General features: G+C 28.5%; 21 protein-coding genes. 3 read left to right on the top strand and 18 right to left on the bottom strand.

What is annotated here, in order from left to right; genetic code table 11:
* Positions 1–29 precede the first annotated feature (29 nt).
* From purB to CLPU_RS07120, 16 genes are all read right to left on the bottom strand, one after another.
* Positions 30–1,460 carry an adenylosuccinate lyase gene (gene purB / locus CLPU_RS07195; protein ID WP_050354980.1) on the bottom strand — a complete coding sequence of 477 codons (1,431 nt, stop codon included), beginning with the start codon at positions 1,458–1,460 and terminating at the stop codon, positions 30–32.
* 37 nt (positions 1,461–1,497) lie between these two features.
* Positions 1,498–2,688, bottom strand: coding sequence for a pyridoxal phosphate-dependent aminotransferase (locus CLPU_RS07190; protein ID WP_050354979.1), 1,191 nt, complete (start codon positions 2,686–2,688; stop codon positions 1,498–1,500).
* Between the two features lie 55 nt (positions 2,689–2,743).
* Positions 2,744–3,121 (bottom strand): PadR family transcriptional regulator, encoded by a 378-nt coding sequence (locus CLPU_RS07185; RefSeq protein ID WP_050354978.1) that lies wholly within the window; start codon positions 3,119–3,121, stop codon positions 2,744–2,746.
* Positions 3,122–3,140: 19 nt separating this feature from the next.
* Positions 3,141–3,968 (bottom strand): PHP domain-containing protein, encoded by an 828-nt coding sequence (locus CLPU_RS07180; RefSeq protein WP_050354977.1) that lies wholly within the window; start codon positions 3,966–3,968, stop codon positions 3,141–3,143.
* A 207-nt stretch (positions 3,969–4,175) separates the two neighbouring features.
* Positions 4,176–4,436, bottom strand: coding sequence for a stage V sporulation protein SpoVS (gene spoVS / locus CLPU_RS07175; protein WP_050354976.1), 261 nt, complete (start codon positions 4,434–4,436; stop codon positions 4,176–4,178).
* 201 nt (positions 4,437–4,637) lie between these two features.
* The gene (gene rny / locus CLPU_RS07170; protein ID WP_200898522.1) at positions 4,638–6,179 is read right to left on the bottom strand and encodes a ribonuclease Y; all 1,542 of its coding nucleotides are present in this window, start codon (positions 6,177–6,179) and stop codon (positions 4,638–4,640) included.
* 317 nt (positions 6,180–6,496) lie between these two features.
* The gene (gene recA / locus CLPU_RS07165) at positions 6,497–7,570 is read right to left on the bottom strand and encodes a recombinase RecA (RefSeq protein WP_050354974.1); all 1,074 of its coding nucleotides are present in this window, start codon (positions 7,568–7,570) and stop codon (positions 6,497–6,499) included.
* A 122-nt stretch (positions 7,571–7,692) separates the two neighbouring features.
* Positions 7,693–8,937 (bottom strand): competence/damage-inducible protein A, encoded by a 1,245-nt coding sequence (locus tag CLPU_RS07160; RefSeq protein ID WP_050354973.1) that lies wholly within the window; start codon positions 8,935–8,937, stop codon positions 7,693–7,695.
* 26 nt (positions 8,938–8,963) lie between these two features.
* Complete coding sequence (gene pgsA, locus CLPU_RS07155) at positions 8,964–9,509, bottom strand: CDP-diacylglycerol--glycerol-3-phosphate 3-phosphatidyltransferase (protein WP_050354972.1); 546 nt, start codon at positions 9,507–9,509, stop codon at positions 8,964–8,966.
* Positions 9,493–10,836, bottom strand: a complete 1,344-nt coding sequence (gene rimO, locus CLPU_RS07150) for a 30S ribosomal protein S12 methylthiotransferase RimO (protein WP_050354971.1) — start codon at positions 10,834–10,836, stop codon at positions 9,493–9,495. The genes pgsA and rimO overlap by 17 nt, the downstream gene beginning before the upstream one ends.
* Before the next feature lie 13 nt (positions 10,837–10,849).
* Positions 10,850–11,905, bottom strand: a complete 1,056-nt coding sequence (mnmH, locus tag CLPU_RS07145) for a tRNA 2-selenouridine(34) synthase MnmH (RefSeq protein WP_050354970.1) — start codon at positions 11,903–11,905, stop codon at positions 10,850–10,852.
* A gap of 52 nt (positions 11,906–11,957) precedes the next feature.
* Positions 11,958–14,225: an FtsK/SpoIIIE family DNA translocase gene (locus tag CLPU_RS07140; RefSeq protein WP_050354969.1), complete on the bottom strand. Its 2,268-nt coding sequence runs from the start codon at positions 14,223–14,225 to the stop codon at positions 11,958–11,960.
* Positions 14,226–14,297: 72 nt separating this feature from the next.
* Positions 14,298–15,128, bottom strand: a complete 831-nt coding sequence (locus tag CLPU_RS07135; protein WP_050354968.1) for an undecaprenyl-diphosphate phosphatase — start codon at positions 15,126–15,128, stop codon at positions 14,298–14,300.
* 106 nt (positions 15,129–15,234) lie between these two features.
* Positions 15,235–15,969 (bottom strand): ClpP family protease, encoded by a 735-nt coding sequence (locus CLPU_RS07130; RefSeq protein ID WP_050354967.1) that lies wholly within the window; start codon positions 15,967–15,969, stop codon positions 15,235–15,237.
* Between the two features lie 192 nt (positions 15,970–16,161).
* Positions 16,162–17,364 (bottom strand): aspartate kinase, encoded by a 1,203-nt coding sequence (gene dapG / locus CLPU_RS07125; RefSeq protein WP_050354966.1) that lies wholly within the window; start codon positions 17,362–17,364, stop codon positions 16,162–16,164.
* Between the two features lie 78 nt (positions 17,365–17,442).
* The gene (locus CLPU_RS07120; protein WP_235436123.1) at positions 17,443–17,739 is read right to left on the bottom strand and encodes a YlmC/YmxH family sporulation protein; all 297 of its coding nucleotides are present in this window, start codon (positions 17,737–17,739) and stop codon (positions 17,443–17,445) included.
* 315 nt (positions 17,740–18,054) lie between these two features.
* Between CLPU_RS07120 and CLPU_RS07115 the strand changes: the two genes are divergently transcribed.
* The 3 genes from CLPU_RS07115 to CLPU_RS07105 all read left to right on the top strand — a co-directional run bounded on the left by CLPU_RS07115 (position 18,055) and on the right by CLPU_RS07105 (position 21,814).
* A complete protein-coding gene (locus CLPU_RS07115) occupies positions 18,055–18,867 on the top strand; it encodes a CsxC family protein (protein WP_200898515.1) in 813 nt (270 codons plus the stop codon).
* A gap of 641 nt (positions 18,868–19,508) precedes the next feature.
* Positions 19,509–20,339, top strand: a complete 831-nt coding sequence (locus CLPU_RS07110) for a CsxC family protein (RefSeq protein ID WP_200898514.1) — start codon at positions 19,509–19,511, stop codon at positions 20,337–20,339.
* 341 nt (positions 20,340–20,680) lie between these two features.
* Positions 20,681–21,814 carry a THUMP domain-containing class I SAM-dependent RNA methyltransferase gene (locus tag CLPU_RS07105; RefSeq protein ID WP_050354965.1) on the top strand — a complete coding sequence of 378 codons (1,134 nt, stop codon included), beginning with the start codon at positions 20,681–20,683 and terminating at the stop codon, positions 21,812–21,814.
* A 376-nt stretch (positions 21,815–22,190) separates the two neighbouring features.
* Here CLPU_RS07105 and CLPU_RS07100 read toward each other — a convergent pair whose 3' ends face one another.
* Together CLPU_RS07100 and CLPU_RS07095 are read right to left on the bottom strand one after the other, a co-directional pair.
* Complete coding sequence (locus tag CLPU_RS07100; protein ID WP_050354964.1) at positions 22,191–23,459, bottom strand: M16 family metallopeptidase; 1,269 nt, start codon at positions 23,457–23,459, stop codon at positions 22,191–22,193.
* 79 nt (positions 23,460–23,538) lie between these two features.
* Complete coding sequence (locus CLPU_RS07095) at positions 23,539–24,258, bottom strand: polysaccharide deacetylase family protein (protein ID WP_050354963.1); 720 nt, start codon at positions 24,256–24,258, stop codon at positions 23,539–23,541.
* Positions 24,259–24,356: the final 98 nt, after the last annotated feature.

The following is a 24,356-nucleotide window of genomic DNA, read 5'->3' as shown; positions in this document are numbered from 1 at the left end:
AATTTTATAAATATCTTTAAATATTACCTTTACACATTAAGCTCTATTTCTAGTCCCAGTACATCTTTATATTTACTTAAAATAGGATTTATACACTCTTCTATAAATTCTACAACTTGTTCTGGAGCTCTTCCTACAAAGTTTTCTGGCTTTAATACATTTTGTATTTCTTCTTTACTAAGGTTAAAATTACTGTTATTAAGTAATCTATCTATAAGATCATTTCTTTTTCCTTTTTCTTTAACTTCTTTACCAGCTTCCATAGATAATTGCCTAATAATCTCATGTAGTTCTTGACGATCTCCACCTTTTTTTACAGCTTCCATTATAATATTCTCTGTGGCCATAAAAGGAAGTTCGTTATTAACATGTTCTCTTATAACATTTTCATAAACTACTAAGCCACTAAATACATTTATAGCAATTTCTATTATAGCATCACATGCTAAGAATGTTTGTGGTATAGTTATTCTTCTATTTGCTGAGTCATCCAGTGTCCTTTCAAACCATTGAGTTGAAGCTGTCATAGCTGGATTTAAATTATTTGCAATTATTAATCTCGCTAAAGATGCTATTCTTTCACTTCTCATTGGATTCCTTTTATATGCCATTGCAGATGATCCTATTTGATTTTTTTCAAAAGGCTCTTCTATTTCCTTAAGATGTTGAAGTAATCTTATATCATTAGTTATCTTATGAAGAGTTTGAGCTATACTACTTAATACATGTAAAACATCTGAATCTAGCTTTCTGGGATATGTTTGACCAGTAACTGGATATGTTTTATCAAACCCCATTTTCTTAGACACAATTTTATCTAATTGTTTTACTTTTTCATGGTCTCCGTCAAATAAATTTAAAAAGCTTGCTTGAGTACCTGTTGTACCTTTAACTCCTCTTAATTTTATATTAGATTTAGTATATTCTAAGTTTTCATAATCCATATATAAATCATGTAGCCATAAGGTAGCTCTTTTACCAACTGTAGTTAATTGTGCCGGTTGAAAATGAGTAAAACCCAGTGTAGGTAAATCTTTATACTTTATAGCGAAGCGAGACATTTTATCCATAAAATTTACTAACTTTTTCTCTAAAATTTCAAGAGCTTTTTTCATTAATATAATATCAGTATTGTCTTGAACATATGCACTAGTTGCTCCCAAATGAATTATAGGCATAGCTTTAGGACATTGTACTCCGTAAGCGTGTATATGAGCCATAACATCATGTCTAAATTCTCTTTCCTTTTGAGAAGCTATATCATAATTTATATTATCCTTGTATAATTTCATTTCATCTATTTGTTCTTCCGTTATATTTAATCCTAATTCTTTTTCGCCTTCTGCTAGAGCTATCCAAAGTTCTCTCCAAGTTCCAAATTTTGAATCTGAAGAAAATAGTCTAGCCATTTCTTTGCTCGAGTATCTTGTTATCAATGGATTCTCATAAGTATCGTTCATATATTTATAAGTTACTCCTTCCAATATATTATAGTATCTATTCCAAAATACGCTCTATTCTTTCTAATCCTTCCTTTATATTATCTATAGAAGTGGCATATGATAGTCTTATAAAGTCATCTGCTCCAAATGCAATCCCAGGAACTATTGCTACATTAGCTTCTTCTAGTAACAATTTAGTAAAATCTAGAGAATCATTTATTAATCTACCTTTTATAGTTTTTCCTTTTACTTGAGATATATTGGCCATTATATAGAAAGCCCCTTTAGGATTCTTACATGATAAATATTTTATTGAATTTATTTTATCTACCATAAAATTTCTTCTTTCTTCAAAATGCTTTTTCATTTCTCCTATTACTTCTTGATCTCCCTCTAAAGCTTCTACACTTGCATATTGAGATATTGAAGTAGGGTTTGATGTCATATGACTTTGTAAGTTAGTCATTACTTTTACTATATCCTTATGTGCAGCAGCATATCCTATTCTCCACCCTGTCATTGCATATGCTTTAGACATACCATTTATTACTATCGTAAGATCTTTAATCTCTTCGTTTAATGAAGCTATGCTTATGTGATTTTCGTTATCATAAATTAGTTTTTCATATATTTCATCAGAAATAATAAATATATTATTTCTAACTGCTAAATCAGCTATACTTTCTAATTCCTCTTTAGTATATACAGTCCCTGTTGGATTACTAGGGCTATTTAGTATTATAGCTTTAGTCTTCTTTGTAATAGCCTTTTCTAGTTCCTTTATATCATACTTAAAGTTGTTTTCTTCTTTAGTTTCTACATAAACAGGTACGCCATCTGAAAGTTTTACAAACTCCGGATAGCTTACCCAATAAGGTACAGGTATTATTACCTCATCTCCTGGATTTAATATAGCATAAAAAGCATTAAAAATAGAATGCTTAGCTCCACTTGAAACTAATATATTCTCTGGCTCATATTCTAGTCCATTCTCAACTTTTAGTTTATTACATATAGCTTTTTTAAGTTCAGGTATTCCAGATGTTGCTGTATATCTTGTTTTTCCTTCTTTTATGGCTTTTATCCCTACATTTTGTATATTATCAGGAGTATTAAAGTCAGGTTCTCCTGCCCCAAATCCTATAATATCTATCCCCTTACTCTTAAGTTCTTGAGCCTTAGCTGTTATTTCTAAAGTAACAGATGGTGATATACTTATTGCTTTTTTTGATAGATTAAAACTCATTTAATAGTCCCCCAATCATAAAGTTTATATAAATATCAAAATTAGTGTTCTTCCTCTATATATTATAAATATCAGATAATGTGTTTTTTATTATAGTCATAGAATCTTCAAAGTTAGATTTATACATTAATTTTATTCTTTGATAGTGCTCATATCCTGTATCTGTTAATCTATAGTGTCTAATAGATCTCTTATCTGGTTCTTGCCACCATCCACTAATATAGTTATTTTCTTCAAGCTCCCTTAGTAAAGGATATATCATACCCGGACTTGGCTCCCATTTGTTGTGTAATCTAGATCTTATTTCTTCTATAATCTCATTTCCATAATAGCTTTTTTCTTTTAAAAGATGTAATATATAAAGTTTAACAAAAGAGGTCGTGCTTATTTTAGTAGGGAATTGCCTATTTCTTTCATTTTTATACGTTGTCATATTAATACTCCTTTGTATTTTATCTATATGATTCTGCCTTTTGTTTTAACAACTCTACTTGTTTAAAACCAATACAAAAATCTCCTAAAATAGGTTTTCCATCAACCATATACCCATGACAATCTGATCCTGCTGTTTGTATTAAATTAAGTTTATCGGCTAATTTCATGAAATTATATTTTTGTTCTTGTGAATGTGTGGAGTGTATAACTTCTACTCCATCTATCCCAAATTTTATTATTTCATCTATATACTCACTATTTTTTAACAGCCCAGGATGTGCAAGTACAGCTGCTCCACCTATAGAATGTATAAGATCAACACTTTCTTTAACAGATATCTTATATCTCTCTACATATCCAGGGCACCCTTTTCCTAAATATTTATTAAAAGCTTCTTCTACACTTTCAACTAATCCCTTATTTATAAGTACTCTAGCTATATGAGGTCGTCCTATCAAGTCTCCTTCAGATACATCTTTTACTTCTTTTATTGAGATATCTATGCCCTCACTCTTTAACTTTTCTACAATCTTAATCCCTCTATTTAACCTAGACTCTTTCAATGTATTTGTAAGTTTTAATAGTTTAGAAGATTTATAATCTATAAAGTATCCTAATATATGAACTTCTTCATCCTTAAATAAGCAACTCATTTCAATACCTGGAATTACTATAATATCATATAACTTTGCTCTTTCTATAGCTCTTTCTATTCCTTCAACAGTATCATGGTCTGTTATCGCAATAGCTCTTAATTTCTTTTTAACTCCCCAGTCTACAACTTCACTAGGTTCTAACATACCATCTGAAGCTGTAGTATGTATATGTAAGTCTGCATTAGGCATATTAACATCACCTCTCTATAGTTGTATTTATATTTTAACACATGAATCTATTTTTCTAAAATAGATTATATGATATATTATGCTATATTTTTTATTTTCTATATATTAGATATTGTTATCATTTATGATAAAATCAAATATGTTTTAAATTTTATAAATAAAAAAACCTGCACAATAAAACGGCAGGTTTTTTTCTCTTAATTGAGTCTATCTAGGCTCTACTATTAACTTTATAGCAGTTCTCTCTTCACCATCAATCTCGATGTCTGTAAAAGCCGGTATGCAAATTAAGTCAACACCACTAGGAGCTACAAAACCTCTAGCAATAGCTACTGCTTTAACTGCTTGATTTAGAGCACCTGCGCCTATTGCTTGAATTTCTGCAGCACCTTTTTCTCTTAATACTCCAGCTAATGCTCCTGCAACAGAATTTGGATTTGATTTTGCTGATACTTTTAATACATCCATTGAAAAAAGCCCCCTTTAATAATTGTATATATTTATATATATTTTTATATATGTATTTTAATATTCTACAAATAACAAAGAAATCCTCTTCTAAATTGAAATATTTTTAATAATTTTCCTATATTTACTATAGAAATGAAATTTTCTATCTATAATTATTTATATTAAAAAAGAGAAGACAAATTAATTATGTCTTCTCTGTTATTTTGCATATTCAATAGCTCTCGTTTCTCTTATTACATTTACTTTTATCTGACCAGGGTACTCCAATTCATCTTCAATTCTCTTAACGATTTCCCTAGCAGTATGAACAATCTGATCATCATTAACAGACTCTGGTTTAACCATTATACGAACTTCTCTACCAGCCTGTATAGCAAATGACTTTTCTATTCCATCAAATGAGTTTGCTATCTCTTCAAGCTTTTCTAATCTTTTAATATATGCTTCTAATGTTTCTCTTCTAGCTCCTGGTCTAGCTGCTGATATAGCATCTGCTGCTTGGACTAAAATTGCTTCTATAGTTTCTGGCTCTACATCACCATGATGAGCCTCTATCGCATGTATAACTTCTTTAGATTCTCTATATCTTCTAGCTAAATCTACTCCTATAGCAACGTGAGGACCTTCTACTTCATGATCTACAGCTTTTCCTAAATCATGTAAAAGACCAGCTCTCTTAGCTATCTTTATATCAGCTCCTATTTCAGCTGCCATTAATCCTGCTAAATGAGAAACCTCTATAGAGTGCTTTAATATGTTTTGACCATAGCTTGTTCTAAAAGTAAGCCTTCCTAATAATCTTATTAATTCACTATGAAGTCCATGAATACCTGTTTCAAACGCGGCTTGTTCCCCTTGTTCTCTTATATAATTCTCTACTTCTTTCCTAGCTTTATCAACCATCTCTTCTATTCTAGCTGGATGTATTCTACCATCTACTATAAGTTTTTCTAGAGCTATTCTCGCAACTTCTCTTCTTATTGGATCAAATCCTGAAAGAATAACCGCTTCTGGAGTATCATCTATGATCAAATCTATCCCAGTTAACGTTTCAAGAGTTCTTATATTTCTTCCCTCTCTACCGATTATTCTACCTTTCATTTCGTCATTAGGTAGTGAAACAACTGTTACAGTAGTTTCAGCAACATGATCTGCAGCGCATTTTTGAATAGCATAAGCGATTACTTCTCTTGCTTTCTTCTCAGCTTCCTCTTTTGCTTTAGTTTCTATTTCTTTTATCATCATAGCTGATTCTTGAGAAATTTCTTTCTTGATATCATTAAGTAATATCTCTCTTGCTTCATCAGAAGTAAGTCCTGAAATTTTCTCTAGTTCTTCAACTTGCTTTTGGTATAGTTCATTAATTGAAACTTCTCTTTCTTCTAAATCTTTTATCTTCTTAGATAAAACTTCTTCTTTTCTTTCTATAGATTCACTTTTTCTATCAATAGTTTCTTCTTTATGAACCAATCTTCGTTCCTGCTTTTGAAATTCTAGTCTTCGCTCTTTATTTTCTCTTTCTATTTCGTTTCTCATCTTATGAATTTCTTCTTTAGCTTCAAGAAGCATTTCTTTTTTCATTGTTTCATTTTCTTTTTTGGCATCATCAATAATTTTAGCTGCAACTGATTCTGCATTATTTATCTTGCCTTCTCCAATTATCTTTCTTATATAAAAACCAGCTAAAATACCGACTATTATACCGATTATAGTTATTGCAATTATACCTGCAGTTGAAATAATAAAGCACCTCCCCATATTAAGTTTTCAAGATTCGTTATCTTATTTCCAAGTCAAAGTTTTTAACTTTAAAATAGCTAATAAAAATATAAACCGAGCAATCTAAGAGTCGGTCTATGAAATTCTACATATCTTTTTGTAGAACTGTATAATTGTGGCAATATTAATTATATCTATATATTTCCACCCGATTTAATTGTATTACTTTTTATTTTAGATGTCAAGTTCTTTTGGAACACTTAAGAAAATAATGGTTAATATGTATATATTAATTTTATAATGATTTTTTTTACAAACAAAAAACTAGCTTGCAATAGCTAGTTTTCTTTTTTTGAATCATCTTTTTTATTTTCTTCCTTTAAAGTATCGTTTTTCTTAGATTCTGTATTAATATCTGTTGCAGATTCTTTTAGTTCAAATTTTTCTCTTATTTTAGTTTCGATTTCTTTTGCTATATCAACGTTTTCTCTTAAAAACTCCTTAGCATTTTCTCTACCTTGACCTAATCTGTGAGTTTCATAATTATACCATGATCCAGATTTATTTATGATATCTGATTCAACTCCAACATCTAACACATTACCTTCTCTAGATATCCCTGTTCCGTACATAATATCAAATTCAGCTTGTTTAAATGGTGGTGCTACCTTGTTTTTAACTACTTTGACTCTAGTTCTACTACCAATAACCTCATCACCTTGTTTCAATGATTCTATTCTTCTAACATCAAGTCTTACTGATGCATAGAACTTAAGAGCTCTACCACCTGTAGTAGTTTCTGGATTTCCAAACATTACTCCAACTTTTTCTCTTAATTGGTTAATAAATATTGCCAACGTATTAGATTTTTTAATAGCTCCTGCTAGTTTTCTTAAAGCTTGTGACATAAGTCTTGCTTGAAGACCAATATGACTATCTCCCATTTCTCCTTCTATTTCTGCTTTTGGAACTAATGCTGCAACCGAGTCTACGATTATTATATCAACTGCACCACTTCTAACTAAAGCTTCTGCAATTTCAAGAGCCTGTTCTCCTGTATCTGGTTGAGATACTATTAAATTTTCTGTATCAACTCCTAAATTTTTGGCATAAGCAGGATCAAGAGCATGTTCAGCATCTATAAATGCTGCTGTACCACCTATCTTCTGTGTCTCAGCTATAGCGTGTAACGCAACTGTAGTTTTACCTGAAGATTCTGGACCATATATCTCTACTATTCTACCACGTGGAAGTCCCCCTATACCCAAAGCTATATCTAATTCTAAAGCTCCAGTAGAAATTGCTTCAACATTTAACTTAGAGTCTTCTCCTAGTGTCATTATTGATCCTTTTCCAAATTGTTTTTCAATTTGACCAATGGCCATTTCCAAAGCTTTCTTTTTTTCTATCATACTCCCCCCAGTTATACTGGGAATCACCACCTTCTTTAATTGTTCGAACATTTGTTCCATATAGGTATTATAAACCAATTTTTAAATATAGTCAAATATAATTTTAATCAGATTTACAATAGTTATATCAGGTTTAATAGGTATTTTCTTAATAAGTTAAAAGCTATGTTTGAAGATTTATTCTGTATACTTTGTCTATCCCCTATAAGAAAATTTTCTTTAACTATATAGTCATCTTTATGTGCTAAACATATATAAACTAGTCCTACCGGCTTTTCTTTAGTTCCACCAGTAGGACCAGCTATTCCAGTCACTGATATTGCTATATCTATACTTTCACATTTTTTTAGTAATCCTCTTGCCATCTCTTTTGCAGTTTCTTTACTTACTGCTCCAAATGAAGATATTGTCTCCTCATTTACGCAAAGTTCTTGTATCTTAGAATTATTGCTATATGTAATTATCGATCTTTCTAATACCTTAGAAGCTCCTGATACCTTAGTTAACCTAGATGATATAAGTCCTCCAGTACAAGATTCACAAAAACCTATCTTTAGATTCTTATTTACTAGCATATCAAAAACAACCTCTTCTATACTTCTTTCATCAAAAGTATATATATCATCTTTTAATATATCTGTTATTTTCTTAGTAGCTTCTTCAATGTACTTATTACTATAATCCCTATTTTTATTCTTTGATGTAACTTTTATATCAACTATTCCATCTTTAGCATATGTAGCTATTTCAAGATAATCCTTATAACTTTTAATTACATCTTCTATTAAATTTTCAACCGTTGCTTCAACTATCCCAATGATTCTTAAAGTTGTAGAAGTTATCTTATCTGGTGACAAATATTCTAAAATAGGAATAACTTGATTTTCAAACATTCTTTCCATTTCATTAGGAGGCCCTGGAAGTAATATTATTTTCTTATTAATATACTCAATATATAATCCAGGTGCCGTTCCTATTTCATTTTTCAAAGGCTTACTTTCCTCTAATATAAATGCTTGTTTTTTATTATTCTCAGCCATACATATATTTCTTTTTTTGAAATAGCTTTCTATATTATTAAAGATATTTTCATCAAAAACTAATTCTTTCTTTAAGACTTCCCCGAACATTTCTTTGGTAATATCATCATGTGTAGGACCTAATCCACCTGTACATATTAAAATATCACTATTTTCTATAGAATTTAATATAGTTTCTCTTAAAATATCCTTATCATCACTTACCGTTATATGTCTATTTACACTTATTCCTAATTCCATCAATTTATTTGAAATATATTTAGAATTAGTATTCAGAGTATCTCCAGAAGAAAGTTCTGTTCCAACGCTTATAATTTCTGCTTTCATAAATCCTCCTTTAAATATTTAAAGAATTACTTATTGCCAGAAAGGAAAACTTCTTTATTTTTATATATATAATCTACTCCTGATACAATTGTAAATATTAGTGCAAGTGCTATAGCTATCTTATCAAACGGAAAATTTATCATCGAAAATGGAAAATTATCTAATAGTAATGATACTATAGCAACTATTTGAGTAATTGTTTTAAACTTTCCCCACCAACTTGCTGCTATAGTAATTCCTTCAGAGGCAGCAATAACTCTAAGTCCTGTTATAGCAAACTCTCTAGCAATTATAACAACAACTACCCAGGAAGACAATTTATTCATTTCAACAAGAGATATAAGGGCAGCTGACACTAATAATTTATCTGCTAAGGGATCCATAAATTTACCAAATTTAGTTACTTGATTTCTACTTCGTGCTATATATCCATCTAAGCTATCAGTAGTAGCAGCTAATATGAAAATTCCTACCGCTATATAATCTCCATAAGGTATGTTAACTAGTAAAAAAAACATGAAAATTGGAATCAAAAAAATCCTACCAATAGTTAACTTATTTGCTAAGTTCATCCAAAACATCTCCTATCAAATCGTATTCCAAGTAGTCTCTTACTTCTACATCAACAAAAGAACCTATTCTTAATTCTTTATCACTATTAACATATATAAGTCCATCTATTTCAGGACTATCCATATAAGTTCTTCCTAAGTATACAGAATCCTCTATTTTCTCTTCTATCAGTGATTTGAAGACTTTTCGAACTTTGTTCTGATTTTTTTCTATTGAGATTTGTTGTTGTAGCTTCATAAGCTTTTCTTGTCTTTCTATTTTTAAATTTTCATCCACCTGAGGTGTTAGAAGTGCTGCTGGTGTTCCCTCTTCCTTCGAGTAAGTAAATACTCCTAGTCTATCAAATCTCATATTTTTTATATAGTCATATAATTCATTAAACTGCTCTTGAGTTTCTCCTGGAAATCCAACTATAATTGTTGTTCTTATAATAATGTCAGGTATTTCTTTTCTAAGTTTAATTATTAATTCACTAATCATCTCTTTACTAGTATTTCTATTCATCCTTTTTAACACCATATTATTTATATGCTGTATAGGAATATCTACATACTTTACAACTTTTGAATTGTCTCTTATACTTTCTATAAGTTCATCAGTAAAGGTATCAGGATACAAATATAATATTCTTATCCATTCTATACCATCTATTTTATTAAGCTCGTTTAATAATTCAGGAAGCTTATAATCGCCATATATATCTTCTCCATATTTTGTTGTATCTTGAGCTATTAGTATTATTTCCTTGGTACCGTTATCAGCCAAAGCTTTAGCTTCTTTAATTATAGACTCCATTTTTCTGCTTCTATATTTCCCTCTAAGTTTGGGAATTATACAGTAAGTACAAAGATTGTCACATCCTTCTGCTATTTTTATATAAGAACTATAGCTTGTGGATGTAGAAGAAATTCTTACAGTATCTTCATCATAATCTACATCTATATTCCCTATCTTGATTACTCTATTCCCTTCTAAAGTCTCTTCTATAATTTCAACTATTTTATTTATATTTCCTGTTCCTACTATTCCATCTACTTCCGGTAACTCTTTTAACAATTCTTCTTGATACCTTTCACTTAAACATCCTGATACTATAAGAACCTTACACCTTCCTGTTTTTTTGTATTGGGCACATTCTAATATAGTATCTATAGATTCTTCTTTAGCCTTATCTATAAATCCGCACGTATTTATTATTATTATATCCGCATCTTCACAAGTCTCAGTAAGTCTATAGTTATTATCTTTTAATATACCCATCATTAATTCTGAATCAACTAAATTTTTAGAGCATCCTAGGGAAACTATTGATATATTGTAGCTCATATATTAACTCCTTTCATCTGTCACGAATATTAATAAAGTCAGTTAGTTTATCCACTGCTTCATTAATGCTTTTATATGAAATTATTTTATCATATCGTTCAAATTTATCAATAGAATACTTATATAGAGGATCATAATAATTTATCATTAACTCTCTTATAACGTATTCATAATTTTCATTTTCCAGTTCACTAACTAACTCCTCTGCTTTTTTAAGTCCTATTCTCTTTTTTAATAAATATATGCATTTTTTAATTTTTTCATTTTTATCTACTGAAGGTATATTGATATAATCATCAGTTATATTTTTTATTCTATTATCTATATCTGTTTCAATTAAGACACGAATGCCTTTTGCCATTTTATTATATAAAAAATCTGGTAATATAACTTTTCCTATCCTCTTACTTTCACTTTCAATAAAAACATTTTTTCCATTCGCCTTACTTATATCTATCAATTGATTTGCCAATAATGATTCAAAAGCTTTTTGAGAGCTAGATTCTTCATCATATCCTATGCTTCCAAATACAGATCCTCTATTTTTAGCTAGAAGCTCTAAATTTATAACTTTGTATCCTTTTTTACTTAATTCTTCTAATATTTTTGTTTTCCCTACACCTGTATATCCATGTAAAACTACATATTCGTGCTCATCCTTAAATTTTTCTAATGTATTTACTACATATTTTCTATAACTTTTGTAACCACCATCTATTAAAAATACATTTAACCCCATTACATTAAGAATTGTTGCTACAGATTGGCTTCTCATGCCTCCTCTGTAGCAAAATAATGCAACTTCTTTTCCTTCATCTATTAATTCTCTAACTTTTAAATATATATCAGCAAGTTTGTATGAAGCATATCTTAATCCTTTTTCTTTTGCCTTGTTGTGACTTACTTGTTTATATATATATCCTATTTCTTCTCTTTCTTCATCATTCAGTATTGGAAGATTTATAGCATTAGGAATTGTATCTTCTTTATATTCTTTTGGACTTCTAACATCTATAAATACTATATTATCCTTTTCTAATAACTCTTCCACATTTTCTTTAGTTATCATTGTTGATTTCACCTTCTTAAAACATTTATTACTTATATTATTGCATATAATATTATTCTAAATCCCCTTTTTCAATTAATACTTTTCTAGGTTTACTTCCTTCATATCCCCCTACTATTCCTCTTGCCTCCATTTCATCTATCATTCTAGCTGCTCTTGCATATCCAACTTTTAATCTTCTTTGTAATAAAGATATTGATGCTTGTCCTTCTCTTACTACCATTTCTATTGCATCTGATAGTAAATCATCTGTATCATCTGAACTTAAATTTACCTCTTTTTCAATTTCATCAATTACTTCTTCTTTATATTCAGCATTCCCTTGATCTTTTAAAAATCCTACAATTTTTTCTACTTCATCTTCACCAATATATGCTCCTTGAATCCTTAAAGGTTTCGATTCTCCTACCGGATAAAATAGCATATCTCCTTTGCCTAAAAGCTTTTCTGCTCCACCCATATCAAGAATAGTTCTTGAGTCTGCTTGAGAAGATACAGCAAAAGATATACGTGAAGGAATGTTAGCCTTTATTGTTCCAGTTATTACATCTACGGAAGGTCTTTGAGTAGCCACTATTAAATGTATTCCTGCTGCTCTTGCCATTTGAGCTAATCTACATATATAGTCTTCTACTTCCGAAGCACAAACCATCATTAAATCAGCAAGTTCATCTATAATTATTACTAGTTGAGGAAGTTTTTCTATTTTATCTTCAACTTTATTATTATAGCTAGCCATGTCTCTAACACCAGTTTTGGCAAATAAGTTATATCGCTTTGTCATTTCTTGAACTGCCCAATTAAGTGCATTTGCCGCTTTCTTTGGATCAGTAACTACTGGTATTAATAAGTGTGGAATACCATTATAAACACTTAACTCAACCACTTTAGGATCTATCATAAGTAGTTTTACTTCATCTGGCCTAGATTTATATAATATACTAGATATCAATGTATTGATACAAACACTTTTACCAGATCCTGTAGCTCCTGCTATTAAAAGATGTGGCATTTTTTCTATATTCGCTATAATTGGTTTACCAGCTATATCTTTTCCTAGAGCAATTGGTATCTTACTTTCAACCTGCTGGTATTCTTTAGATTCTAATATTTCTCTTAAATTAACACTAACTTTATATTTATTAGGAATCTCTATACCTATTGCTGATTTACCTGGAATAGGAGCCTCTATCCTCAAATCAGATGAAGCTAGACTTAAGGCTATATCATTGGATAAACTAACTATTCTACTAACTTTAACTCCAGGAGCTGGCTGAAGTTCATATCTAGTTATAGACGGTCCAATACTAGCTTGTATAACTTTAGCTTCTATCCCAAAGTTAGATAAAGTTTCTATAAGCTTGTTAGCGTTTGATAGAACAAGCTCTTCTTCATTATTATTTCCTTTAACTGCTCTTTCTTTTAGCATATCTAGTGTAGGAAATTTATAGTTTTCATAGTTTTCATTAACAGTATTTATTATACTTATACTGTTCTGATCTTCTTCATTTATCTTGTCTTTAGTATTAGTATTTAGTTTGTTATTTTCTTTTATGCTATCTCCATTTTGAGTATAATCTAAAATTTTTATTTTTTCTTCAAATTCATTGCTATTTAATTTTTTGCTATCAGTAGCAGCAATATCTCCACTGGCACTCGTTTCTTCTAAATCATTATTATGATTAAATATCTTAGGTTTTTTATTTTTTGAAAAGTCGCCAGTTGAAAGTTCTTTTACAATACTTGCTATACTTGATATTATTTTTCTAGTTCCTATAAAAAATGTTCTTAGAAATTTGGCAAGGCTAGTATCAGTTAAAACTAAAATCGATAGTAGTATTATAAAAAATATAATAACATATGACCCAGTACTTCCAAACATAGTTAAAAAAATATACGAAAAAATAGACCCTAATAGGCCTCCTCCGAATCCATTTTTACCAGAACTTATTGCTAAGTTTGCTCTTTCTAAGAAACTTGACTTTTGAGTAAGTGGAAACAAAGTTATGTCAAGTACAATTAGCAATCCTAGATATATGGTTGCTATAGAAAAAAGCCTTTTATGAAAATTAGCTTTCTTCATAATATATAATGTAGACATAATTAATATAAGATAAGGTAATATATATCCACCAAATCCAACTAGAGCAAGTAAATTATTACGAAGTATTTTTCCAATAAATCCTGGAGAATCACTATGTAAACTAACAATAGATAATATAGATAAACCTATAATAACTACTAAAATTATTTCTTTTTTCAGTTCCTTATTATTATGTTTTTCACTTCTTTTAGAAGTTCCTCTTTTAGTCTTAGTCAATTTAGAATCACCTCATACGAGTATTTCTAGATGCAATTAAAAAATCCTCTAGTTAAAAACCAGGGTTTTTAACTAGAAGAATAATTCCTTAACTATTACAAATGTACCTAATATCCATACATAATATGAAAAATAGTGTAGCTTTCCTTTTTGTAATAATTTTACCAAAAACTTAATCGCTATTATTCCAGTTACAGCGGATAAAGCCATTCCTAATAGTATAGGCCCTGTAAATGCAACATTAGAACTTGAAGATATAAATATATCCTTTAGTTCTAGTAATCCAGCTCCTAAAACAGCTGGTACTGATAACAAAAATGAATATTTAGTTGCAGACTCTTTATTAAGTCCTCTAAATAAGGCACCTACTATTGTTGAACCTGATCTTGAAATACCAGGTGTAATTGCTAATCCTTGAAATATCCCTATAGTTACAGCATCAACTGTTCTCATACTTGATATATCTTTACGTCCACTAGATGTCTTCTCAGATATCCATAATAACAAACCTGTAATTAAAAAAGATACTCCAATAACCATCATTGAGCTATAGAAGCCTTCAAATGTATCTTTAAGTAAAATTCCTATAAGTCCTGTAGGAATAGAACCTATAATTATCATTAGACCAAGTATCCTATGTTCGTTATTAAAATTTAGTTTTCTAGTTCTAAACAATTCTGCTATCATTGCAAAGAATTCTACTACAAGCTTTGTTATGTCCTTAAAATATACTACAAATATTGATATTAAAGTTCCCACATGAAGCATTTCTGTAAAAAATAAGTTTCCTTCCTTTATATCAAAAAAGTTTTGTAATAAAACCAAATGTCCTGAGCTACTAATAGGTAGAAATTCTGCTATCCCTTGAAAGATTCCTAAAATTATAGCTTGAATATAAGTCATAAAAGCCCCCCTTTTATTCTGATAATTTAGTTTTATTTTTTAAGTTAAGTATTTAATACTTATCATCGCTTAGACATTTAATTATAGCATAAATTAAATTATTATACTATTTATCTTCTTCCTTATTATTTTTAGAAATAAGCTCTTTAAGTTTATTTAAAGCTTTATTAAATCCACCAACCTCATTTATCAATCCATAGCTTACCGCTTCTTCTCCTATAAGTATAGTTCCAACATCATTTGCAATCTCATCAGTATCGTACATTAATTTTAATAAAGTTTTCTTATCTATATCAGATGTTCTTAAAATGAAGTTTACAATTCTTTGTTGCATTTTTTCAAAATATCTAAATGTTTGAGGAACCCCTATAACAAGTCCAGTCGTCCTTATAGGATGTATCGTCATAGTCGCTGTTGGAGCTATAAAAGAATAATCACTACATGTTGCTAAAGGAACTCCTATACTATGTCCTCCTCCTAATACTAGTGAAACAACAGGTTTGCTCAAGCTATTAATCATTTCTGATAGTGCGAGCCCTGCCTCTACATCTCCTCCCAAAGTATTTAGTATTATAAACAATCCTTTTATTTCTGGATTTTGTTCTGTAGCTACCAATATAGGTAGTATATGTTCATACTTTGTAGCTTTTTTGGTAGGAGGTGATGAAGCATGCCCTTCTACTTCTCCTATTATAGAAATAAACTGTATATCTTGAGGTGGAGCCATTACATTTGGTGTCCCAAAATCTTTTATATTTTCACCTGTATTATTTTCAGTTTCATTCTCATTATTTTCTTCATTACTTGAAAAAAGAGTATTATCATTTAAAATCTTATCCATAAAAACACCTCTCTATATTTATATATTCATTTAATCTTTATATATTTTTTACTAATAAAATTTTTATATGCCTAATTTCTCTATAAAAAATAATCATATCTTGATTTAATAATTAAAATGAAAAAGCTTTTGAATTATTAATAATTCAAAAGCTTTTTTAAAACTTTATAAAACTAAATTATAAAATTAGTATTATCTCCCTAACTGAAACTCTTCATGTAATACCTTTAATGCATTATCTCCATCTTCACATCTTACTAAACACCATATAGTCGTATGAGAGTCTGCTGATTGTAATATTTTTATATTATTATCAGATAGAGATTTGTATATTCTAGCCATTACTCCAGGAATTCCTCTCATACCATGACCTATTAAGCTTAACTTACAACAATCTTCTATTATTTCATATTCATATTCTTCTTTATTTAGTATATCTTGAATTATGTTTAAATCTTCATTATTTATAGTAAATATTTTTTTATCTGTAAAAATATTTATAAGATCTATACTTACATTTTGATCTGATATTGAAGTTAAAAGATCGTCATTTTCCTCTTTAGTTTTAACTATAATTTGAACTCTTTCTTTTTTATAGGTAATAGCTGATATTACATCTTGATCATACTCACCAATTGACTTATCTAAAGAATTATTTGTACCAGCAATTATTGTTCCTTCACAGTCACTAAGAGTATTTCTTACTATTAACTTTATATTTGATCTTTCTGCTACTTCCACTGCTCTAGGATGTATTACTTTTGCCCCTTCTTCAGCTAGTTGATATACTTCTAAATAACACATTCTTTTAAGTAACTTTGCATTAGGTACCACTCTAGGATCTGCTGTCATTATTCCATCTACATCTGTATATATCTCTACATATTCAGAATTTAGAGCTTCACCAATTATTACTGCACTTGTATCACTTCCACCTCTACCTAATGTTGTTACTTCTCCGTTTATAGATGCACCTTGAAATCCTGTTACTATTACTATTTTCTTTTCCTTTAAGTTATTTATTATTCTTTCTGGAGATACATTTAATACCTTAGCATTTCCGAAATTCTCATCTGTCATTATTCCAGCTTGATAACCATTTAACACAATATTTTTATATCCCTTTTTAGTTAATAGATTTGACAATACTACTGCTGAAATTGTTTCTCCACATGTCATAAGTAAGTCTATTTCTCTTGATTTAGTGATTTTTTTATCTATTAAACTTAATAATGAATCTGTTGAATAAGGATCTCCTGATCTGCCTATAGCAGATACAACAACTACAACACTATATCCTTCATTATATTTGTTTATAATCTTTTGAGCAACTTTTTCTCTATTTTGATCATTGGCTACAGATGTTCCTCCAAATTTTTGCACAATAATATTCATATTTTCACCTCAAAATTAAAGTTCTTTATATATTTTATCATTTGTTTATTATATGTCCATGTAGTTTAATATGTGATTCTATCTCCTATATGTCCTCTTACCTGCATCTTCTTCTTCTATTTCTATTATCATCATATCATTTCCTATTTTTTTTACACTGTTCCAAGGTATCTCTACTTCATCTCTATCTCCAAAAAATCTAAACTGATTTTTGTCAGGAACTAATAACGCTAAAATTTTACCACTTTTTTTATCAATAAGCAAATCCGAGTCCCCTATTATACCTAATCTTCCTCCATTATTTAAATTGACTATTTCTTTCCCCCCTAAGTCACTTAATTTCATTTTCTCTTCTTTTAAGTTGCCTAAAGTCATTTTCTCTCCCCCAATAATGATTTTATTATTATTTTATGTTTCGTTTTTTTTAATTATGTTTTTATCATTTATGATAATATTTTTTATAATAGTGTTTTACAGCTTTACACATAAAAAATTTAAATATCATTCACCAAAAGGGTATATAGGAATACTATGTTATCAGGTGAAAAGACATCAGTAGATATTGTCATCATAATAAGTTTAAAAATCAAAATATCATTCACCAAAAGAGCATATAAGAATATTATGTTATCAGGTGAAAAGACATCAGTAGATATTATCATCGTAATAAATTTAGAGGAGGAAATTATTTTGAATAGAGTTAATTATAATGTAGACAATGTACAGGTTTTTAATAATCCTTGTGCTGCTAATGGTGGTGCTAAAAAAGCTGACTCAGCAAAATCAAAAAAATGTGTTGATGTTAAAGGCGGAGTTATAGATACTTGTGATAATAGTCCAGTACCGTTAACTCCAATTGAAACAGGCGCTGTAGCAAAAATACCTGTTGTTTTAGCTGAATTAACAGTTCAATTTAATGTAACATCTAAGATTGATTTACCTGAACCAGCACTTGAAATTAAAGATATTAAGAAAAGAGTAAAAATAACTCAATGTTTGCTTTTACAAAACACTAACGTGTTATTTATTAAAGGATTCGTTCGTAAAAATATTCAGTTTGCTACGAAAGACTGTTCAAATAAAAAAGGTGTATGTGGTGATATCCGTCACTGTACAGTTGATGTTCCTTTTGAATGTTCAACACCTGTTACTTTTAATGGTAACCAGCCACTACCTGTTATTAATAATACGTCAAATGAATTTGAATATTTTAGAGTTGAAAAATTACCAAACAATTTTGCTGAAAAAGATAAATTATTATCAGGAGATTTTTCAGAATTCAATCAAACAAGTACGGAATTCTTCAATGAACTTCCATTCTGTGAATTAATTTGCAGTAGAATCGTTGAATTTGATGAATTCTTAGATCGTTATCGTCCATCTAAAGGAGATCTTCCATTTGAGGAAAAACTATTCGACAAAATTGAAGAAAAAATGGTTATATTCCTTACACTTAAGATCTTGCAAAAACAACAAGTTGCAATTAGCCCAACAAATGGTTAGTTAGCATTTTATTACTAGGATATGTAGATTATATCTATATATCCTAGTTTTATTTTTAATATTAAAATATTTTACTTCACTTGTATGAACTATATAAATTTTGTTTATTAACATTACTTTAGTATTACCATTTTATAGATATGAGTACTTCATCTTACTTAGATTAAAAAACATTCTAAAAATTATTGCCGTAATATTTTTTCTGATGTGATTTGTCTTAGTTCATCTATATTTTTTTACACTATTCCATGGTATTCTTACTTTATCTCTATTTTACAAAATTCTAAATTGATTTTTATTAAAAATTAGTAATAACAACATTTTACCACCTTCTAATAATAATCAAATCTGAATTTCCTTTTCATATCTGATTTCTTTATTGTTTAGGCGTACTATTTTTTCTCTTAATAATTTCACTTAATTTTATTTTCTCTTCTTTTAAATCATCTAAGGGCATCTTTTCAATAATAATTTTATTATTTATTTTATGTTTTGTTTTTTTATTATGCTTTTTATTATTTATGTCATCACTTAATAGATATAAATATTATTCACCAAAATAAAATAATAGAATATTATAAATTAGATGCCAAAATCTTATTATTGTTAACATTATAAAAATTTAAAAGGAGGAAACTAGTGTGTCCAATAAGCAAGTTACTTATAGAGCAAATCGTATATACCCTTATGATAACCATTGTAGAAATTCTGTAGTTTCTTGTAATAGTTCTAAAAAATCCGGATCATCGAAGTTAAATAATTGTGTTAATGTTGAAAGTAGAGTTATAGACACTTGTAATAATATTCAAGTACAAATAAATCCAATTACAACAGGTGCTATAGTTAAGATACCTGTTGTTTTAGCGAAATTAACAGTGCAATTCAATTTAGCTTCTATTATTGATTTACCTGAACCAGCACTTGAGATTAAAGATATTAAGAAAAAAGTAAAAATAACTCAATGTTTACTTTTACAAGATACTAATGTCTTATTCATTAAAGGATTTGTTCGTAAAAATATTGATTATTCTACAAAAGTATGTTCAAATAAAGAAGGAATATGTGGAGAGATACATCATTGTACAGTTGATATTCCTTTTGAATGTTCAACACCTGTTACTTTTAATGGCAACCAGCCGCTACCTATTATTAATAACACATCAAATGAATTTGAATATTTTAGAGTAGAAGAATTACCAAACGATTTTGCTGAAAAAGATAAATTATTATCTGGAGATTTTTCAGAATTCAACCAAACAAGTACTGAATTTTTTAATGAACTACCGTTTTGTGAATTAATTTGTAGTAAAATTGTTGAGTTCGATGAATTTTCAAATCGTACATATTCATCTAAAGGGGATCTTCCGTTTGAGGAAAAATTTTTCACAAAAATCGAAGAAAAAATGGTTATATCTCTTACTCTTAAGATTTTACAAAAACAACAAGTTGCAATTGGTCCAGTAAATAGTTAATTAATACTTTATTGCTAGGATACGTACATTAGATGTGCATATCCTAATTTTATGTTCTATATTTAATATTTTATACTAATAATATATTTTATTAGTTATTTACTTAGCATACAAAGTTCAATATAGTTATTATATTTAAACGTAATTTGAATAAAAACTCTTTAATCTATATTAATTCAATTATATGTAAATATTTATTTCTTGTTGATCAATATTTTTTTAATACAATAAACTTCTTAAAACAAATCCTTTATCTCCTTAAAACTATAAGAAATATTTTTAAACTTTTGTTATAATGTTTTTTATAGTGTAATCTTATTTTAGTTAGGAGAGATATCTTTATGAAAGAAATAGAACTTATAGCTACTTCAACATTTGGACTAGAGTCTGTAGTAAAAAGTGAAATAAAAAATTTAGGTTTTGATATTATTAGTGTAGATAATGGTAAAGTTGTTTTTAAAGGAGACATATCAAGTATTCCAAAAGCCAACTTATGGCTAAGAAGTGCTGATAGAGTATTATTGAAAATAGGAGAGTTTAAGGCCTTATCTTTTGAGGAACTATTTGAAAAAACGAAAAAACTACCTTGGGATGAATGGATATCTGAAGATGGTAAATTTACAGTAGAAGGTAAATCTGTCAAATCAAAATTATTCAGTATATCTGATTGTCAAGCAATAGTAAAAAAATCAGTAGTAGAAAAGTTAAAATCAAAATATGATACTGAATGGTTTAAAGAAACAGGTCCAGAATATACTATACAAGTATCAATACTTAAAGATATAGCAACTTTAACTATTGATACAAGTGGAGCAGGTCTACATAAAAGAGGCTATAGGATAAAGAACACTGAAGCTCCCATAAAAGAAACTTTAGCAGCAGCTATGGTTATGTTAAGTTTCTGGGACAAGAATAGAATTCTCTTAGATCCTTTCTGTGGGTCTGGAACTATACCTATTGAAGCAGCTCTAATAGGTAAAAACATTGCTCCTGGACTTAATAGAGATTTTGCTTCAGAATACTGGCCTTGTATAGATAAAGATATATGGAAAAAAGAAAGAGTGAAAGCTTTAAAATCTATAGATCAAGATACTGAACTCAACATTTATGCTTCTGATATTGATTCTAATGCTATTGAAATTGCTAAAAATAATGCCTATGAAGCTGGAGTTGACGATTGCATTAACTTTGAAATTAAAGATATTCTTAAGTTAAATGTAAATAAAGATTATGGAGTGCTTATATGTAATCCACCTTATGGAGAAAGGTTAAGTAATATTGATAAAGTTATAGAGTTATATAAAATTTTAGGTAAAAAGTTTAATAAGTTAGATACATGGTCTAAATATATATTAACTTCTTATGAAAAGTTTGAAAAAATATATGGCAAAGATTCAGATAAAAAAAGAAAGCTTTATAATGGAAGAATAAAAGTAGATTTTTATCAATATTATGGATTAAAACCACCTAGATAATTTATAATTAAATTTAGCTTCTAATTTCTATATGATACTATTGACATTAACTGCCTCAATAGGTTAACTTAAATATTTATATTAGTTCTTATACTAGCTTGTTAAATAATTTATGAAATCAAAAAAGTATACAACCATTAGTTACTTTTTAAGTTTCTATTGTATAATAGAATTTTTCTAGTTATTCAACAAGCTAAGTTTAAAGTTTAGATTCCTTTTGACTATATCATAAATATATACTTATCTTAATTGTATTATTAATACAATTAAGATCTTAGTATTTATTGTGTTTATAATTCTTGCTTTTATTGTCACTTATGATAAATATAGACATAATACATAGTAAACCTAAGATTACTATAACATTATAGTAACCTTAGAAAAATATATGTTCAAGATCATTTTTTAGTCTTTCTTCATCTTTTATATTTCCTACAAAAGTTATACTATACTTACTATTATCAAATACTTTTTTAATAACTCTCTCTATATCATTCAAAGATACATTGTCTATTTTATCTAGAACTTCCTGTGGTGAAGTTATCTTGCCAAGTAAAAGCTCTGACTTTCCTATTGAAGTCATTCTGCTAGATGTACTCTCAAGCCCTAATATGTAGTTTCCTTTAAGTTGTTCTTTAGATTTTAATATTTCTTCTTTACTCAACAAACTTTTTTTAATAGTTTCTATATTATTTTTTATGATTTTTGATGCAGTTAGTAAGTTGTCAGGATTTAATCCTGCATATATAGAAAATAATCCTGTATCTTTATAAGTACTTAAATATGAATATATAGAATATACAAGTCCTTTTTCTTCTCTTATTGTTTGAAACAATCTTGAACTCATACCTCCACCAAAAACATTATTAGCTATTAAAAGAGGATATAAATCGTCATCTCCATTTGGTATACCCTCCATCCCTAAGCAAAAGTGTAATTGTTCAATATCTTTTTTCTTACTTATAATCTTAGGATATAATTTCAATTTGCCATTATCTTGAACATACTTTTTTTCTGACTCCCAGCTGTCAAAATAATTCTTAATTAAGCTTATAGCTTCATTACTATCAAAGTTGCCTACTAGAGATATCACAGTATTTTCAGGTGTATAATGTTTTTTATAGTAATCTATTATATCATCTTTATTTAAACTACTTAAAGTTTGGTTACTTCCTAGTATAGGTAATCCTAAAGGGTGATTTTCAAAAAAAGTTTCAGATAATAAATCATATACTAAATCTTCTGGAGAATCTTCATACATTTTTATTTCTTCAAAAACAACACCTTTTTCTTTAAGTATTTCTTCTTCGTCAAATTTAGAATTAAAGAACATATCAGATAATACTTCTATTGCAGTAGAAAGATGTCTATCTAAAACTTTTGCATAGTAGCAGGTACATTCCTTGCTAGTAAATGCGTTTATTTGTCCTCCAATATTATCTATAGATTCTGCTATATCTTTAGCTGAACGACTTTCAGTTCCTTTAAATAGCATATGTTCTATAAAGTGCGTAACTCCATTATTTTGTGTTTCTTCTTTACGTGATCCTGCCTCTACCCATAATCCTATAGATACTGATTTTACATGAGGTATATATTCAGTCACGATGCGTAGTCCATTATCCAGTGTAATTTTGTTATACATGATTTCCTCCTAAGTCTAGTCTAATCACTTTTATTAATTATAGAATAAAGTACATTTAATTACAACTTGTTAAATTCTATTAATCTATAATATCACTTATCTTCCCAATTTTATATCCTTTTTCTTTTAATGACTGTATCATTATAGGTAATGCTTTCACTGTTTCTTCTGTAGGATGCATTAATACTATTGCCGAATTGTGTGCTTTACTTACTACTCTATCTACTATTATATCCCTTGTACTGTCTTTTCTCCAGTCTATAGTATCAACACTCCACATAATAACATTGTAATTTAGCTCTTTAGCTGCTTTTACTGTACTATCATTAAAGGCACCTGAAGGAGGAGCGAAGTGTTTAGGCTCTACCTTTATTATACCTTTTATAGTATCATGGGACTTTGATATTTCCTCTTTATTTTGCTGATAATCCAGTTTATCATAGTCTCTATGTGTAAATCCATGGTTACCTATTTCATTTCCGCTTTTATGTATATCTTTTAATAAATCAGGATTTTTTTCCGCCCATCTTCCAGTAGGGAAAAAAGTTATATTAATTTTATTTTCTTTAAATATATCTAACATTTTAGGTATATGCTCTTCCCCCCAGTCAATATTGCAGGCAAAGGCTATGGTCTTTGTATCTTTTGTCCCTTTATATATTACATCATCATTATAAAATGTTTCCTTTGAAGACCTACTTTTAATACCAATAATTGAAAATACTAGTATTACCATTAATATTACTAATGCTAAAACTACTTTATACAAAGTTTTATATCTTATGTAAAATAACTTCATTATTAGAACCCCCTTTAAAATAAACTAAATAATCTCTCAATATATTAATATTCTAATATTTTAAAAATATAATTAAATTTATTCAAAAAATAATAAAA

Source organism: Gottschalkia purinilytica (assembly GCF_001190785.1).
GTDB lineage: Bacteria > Bacillota > Clostridia > Tissierellales > Gottschalkiaceae > Gottschalkia_A > Gottschalkia_A purinilytica.
Note: the sequence above shows the minus strand (reverse complement) of the source record. Positions and strands in the feature narration are given on the sequence as shown.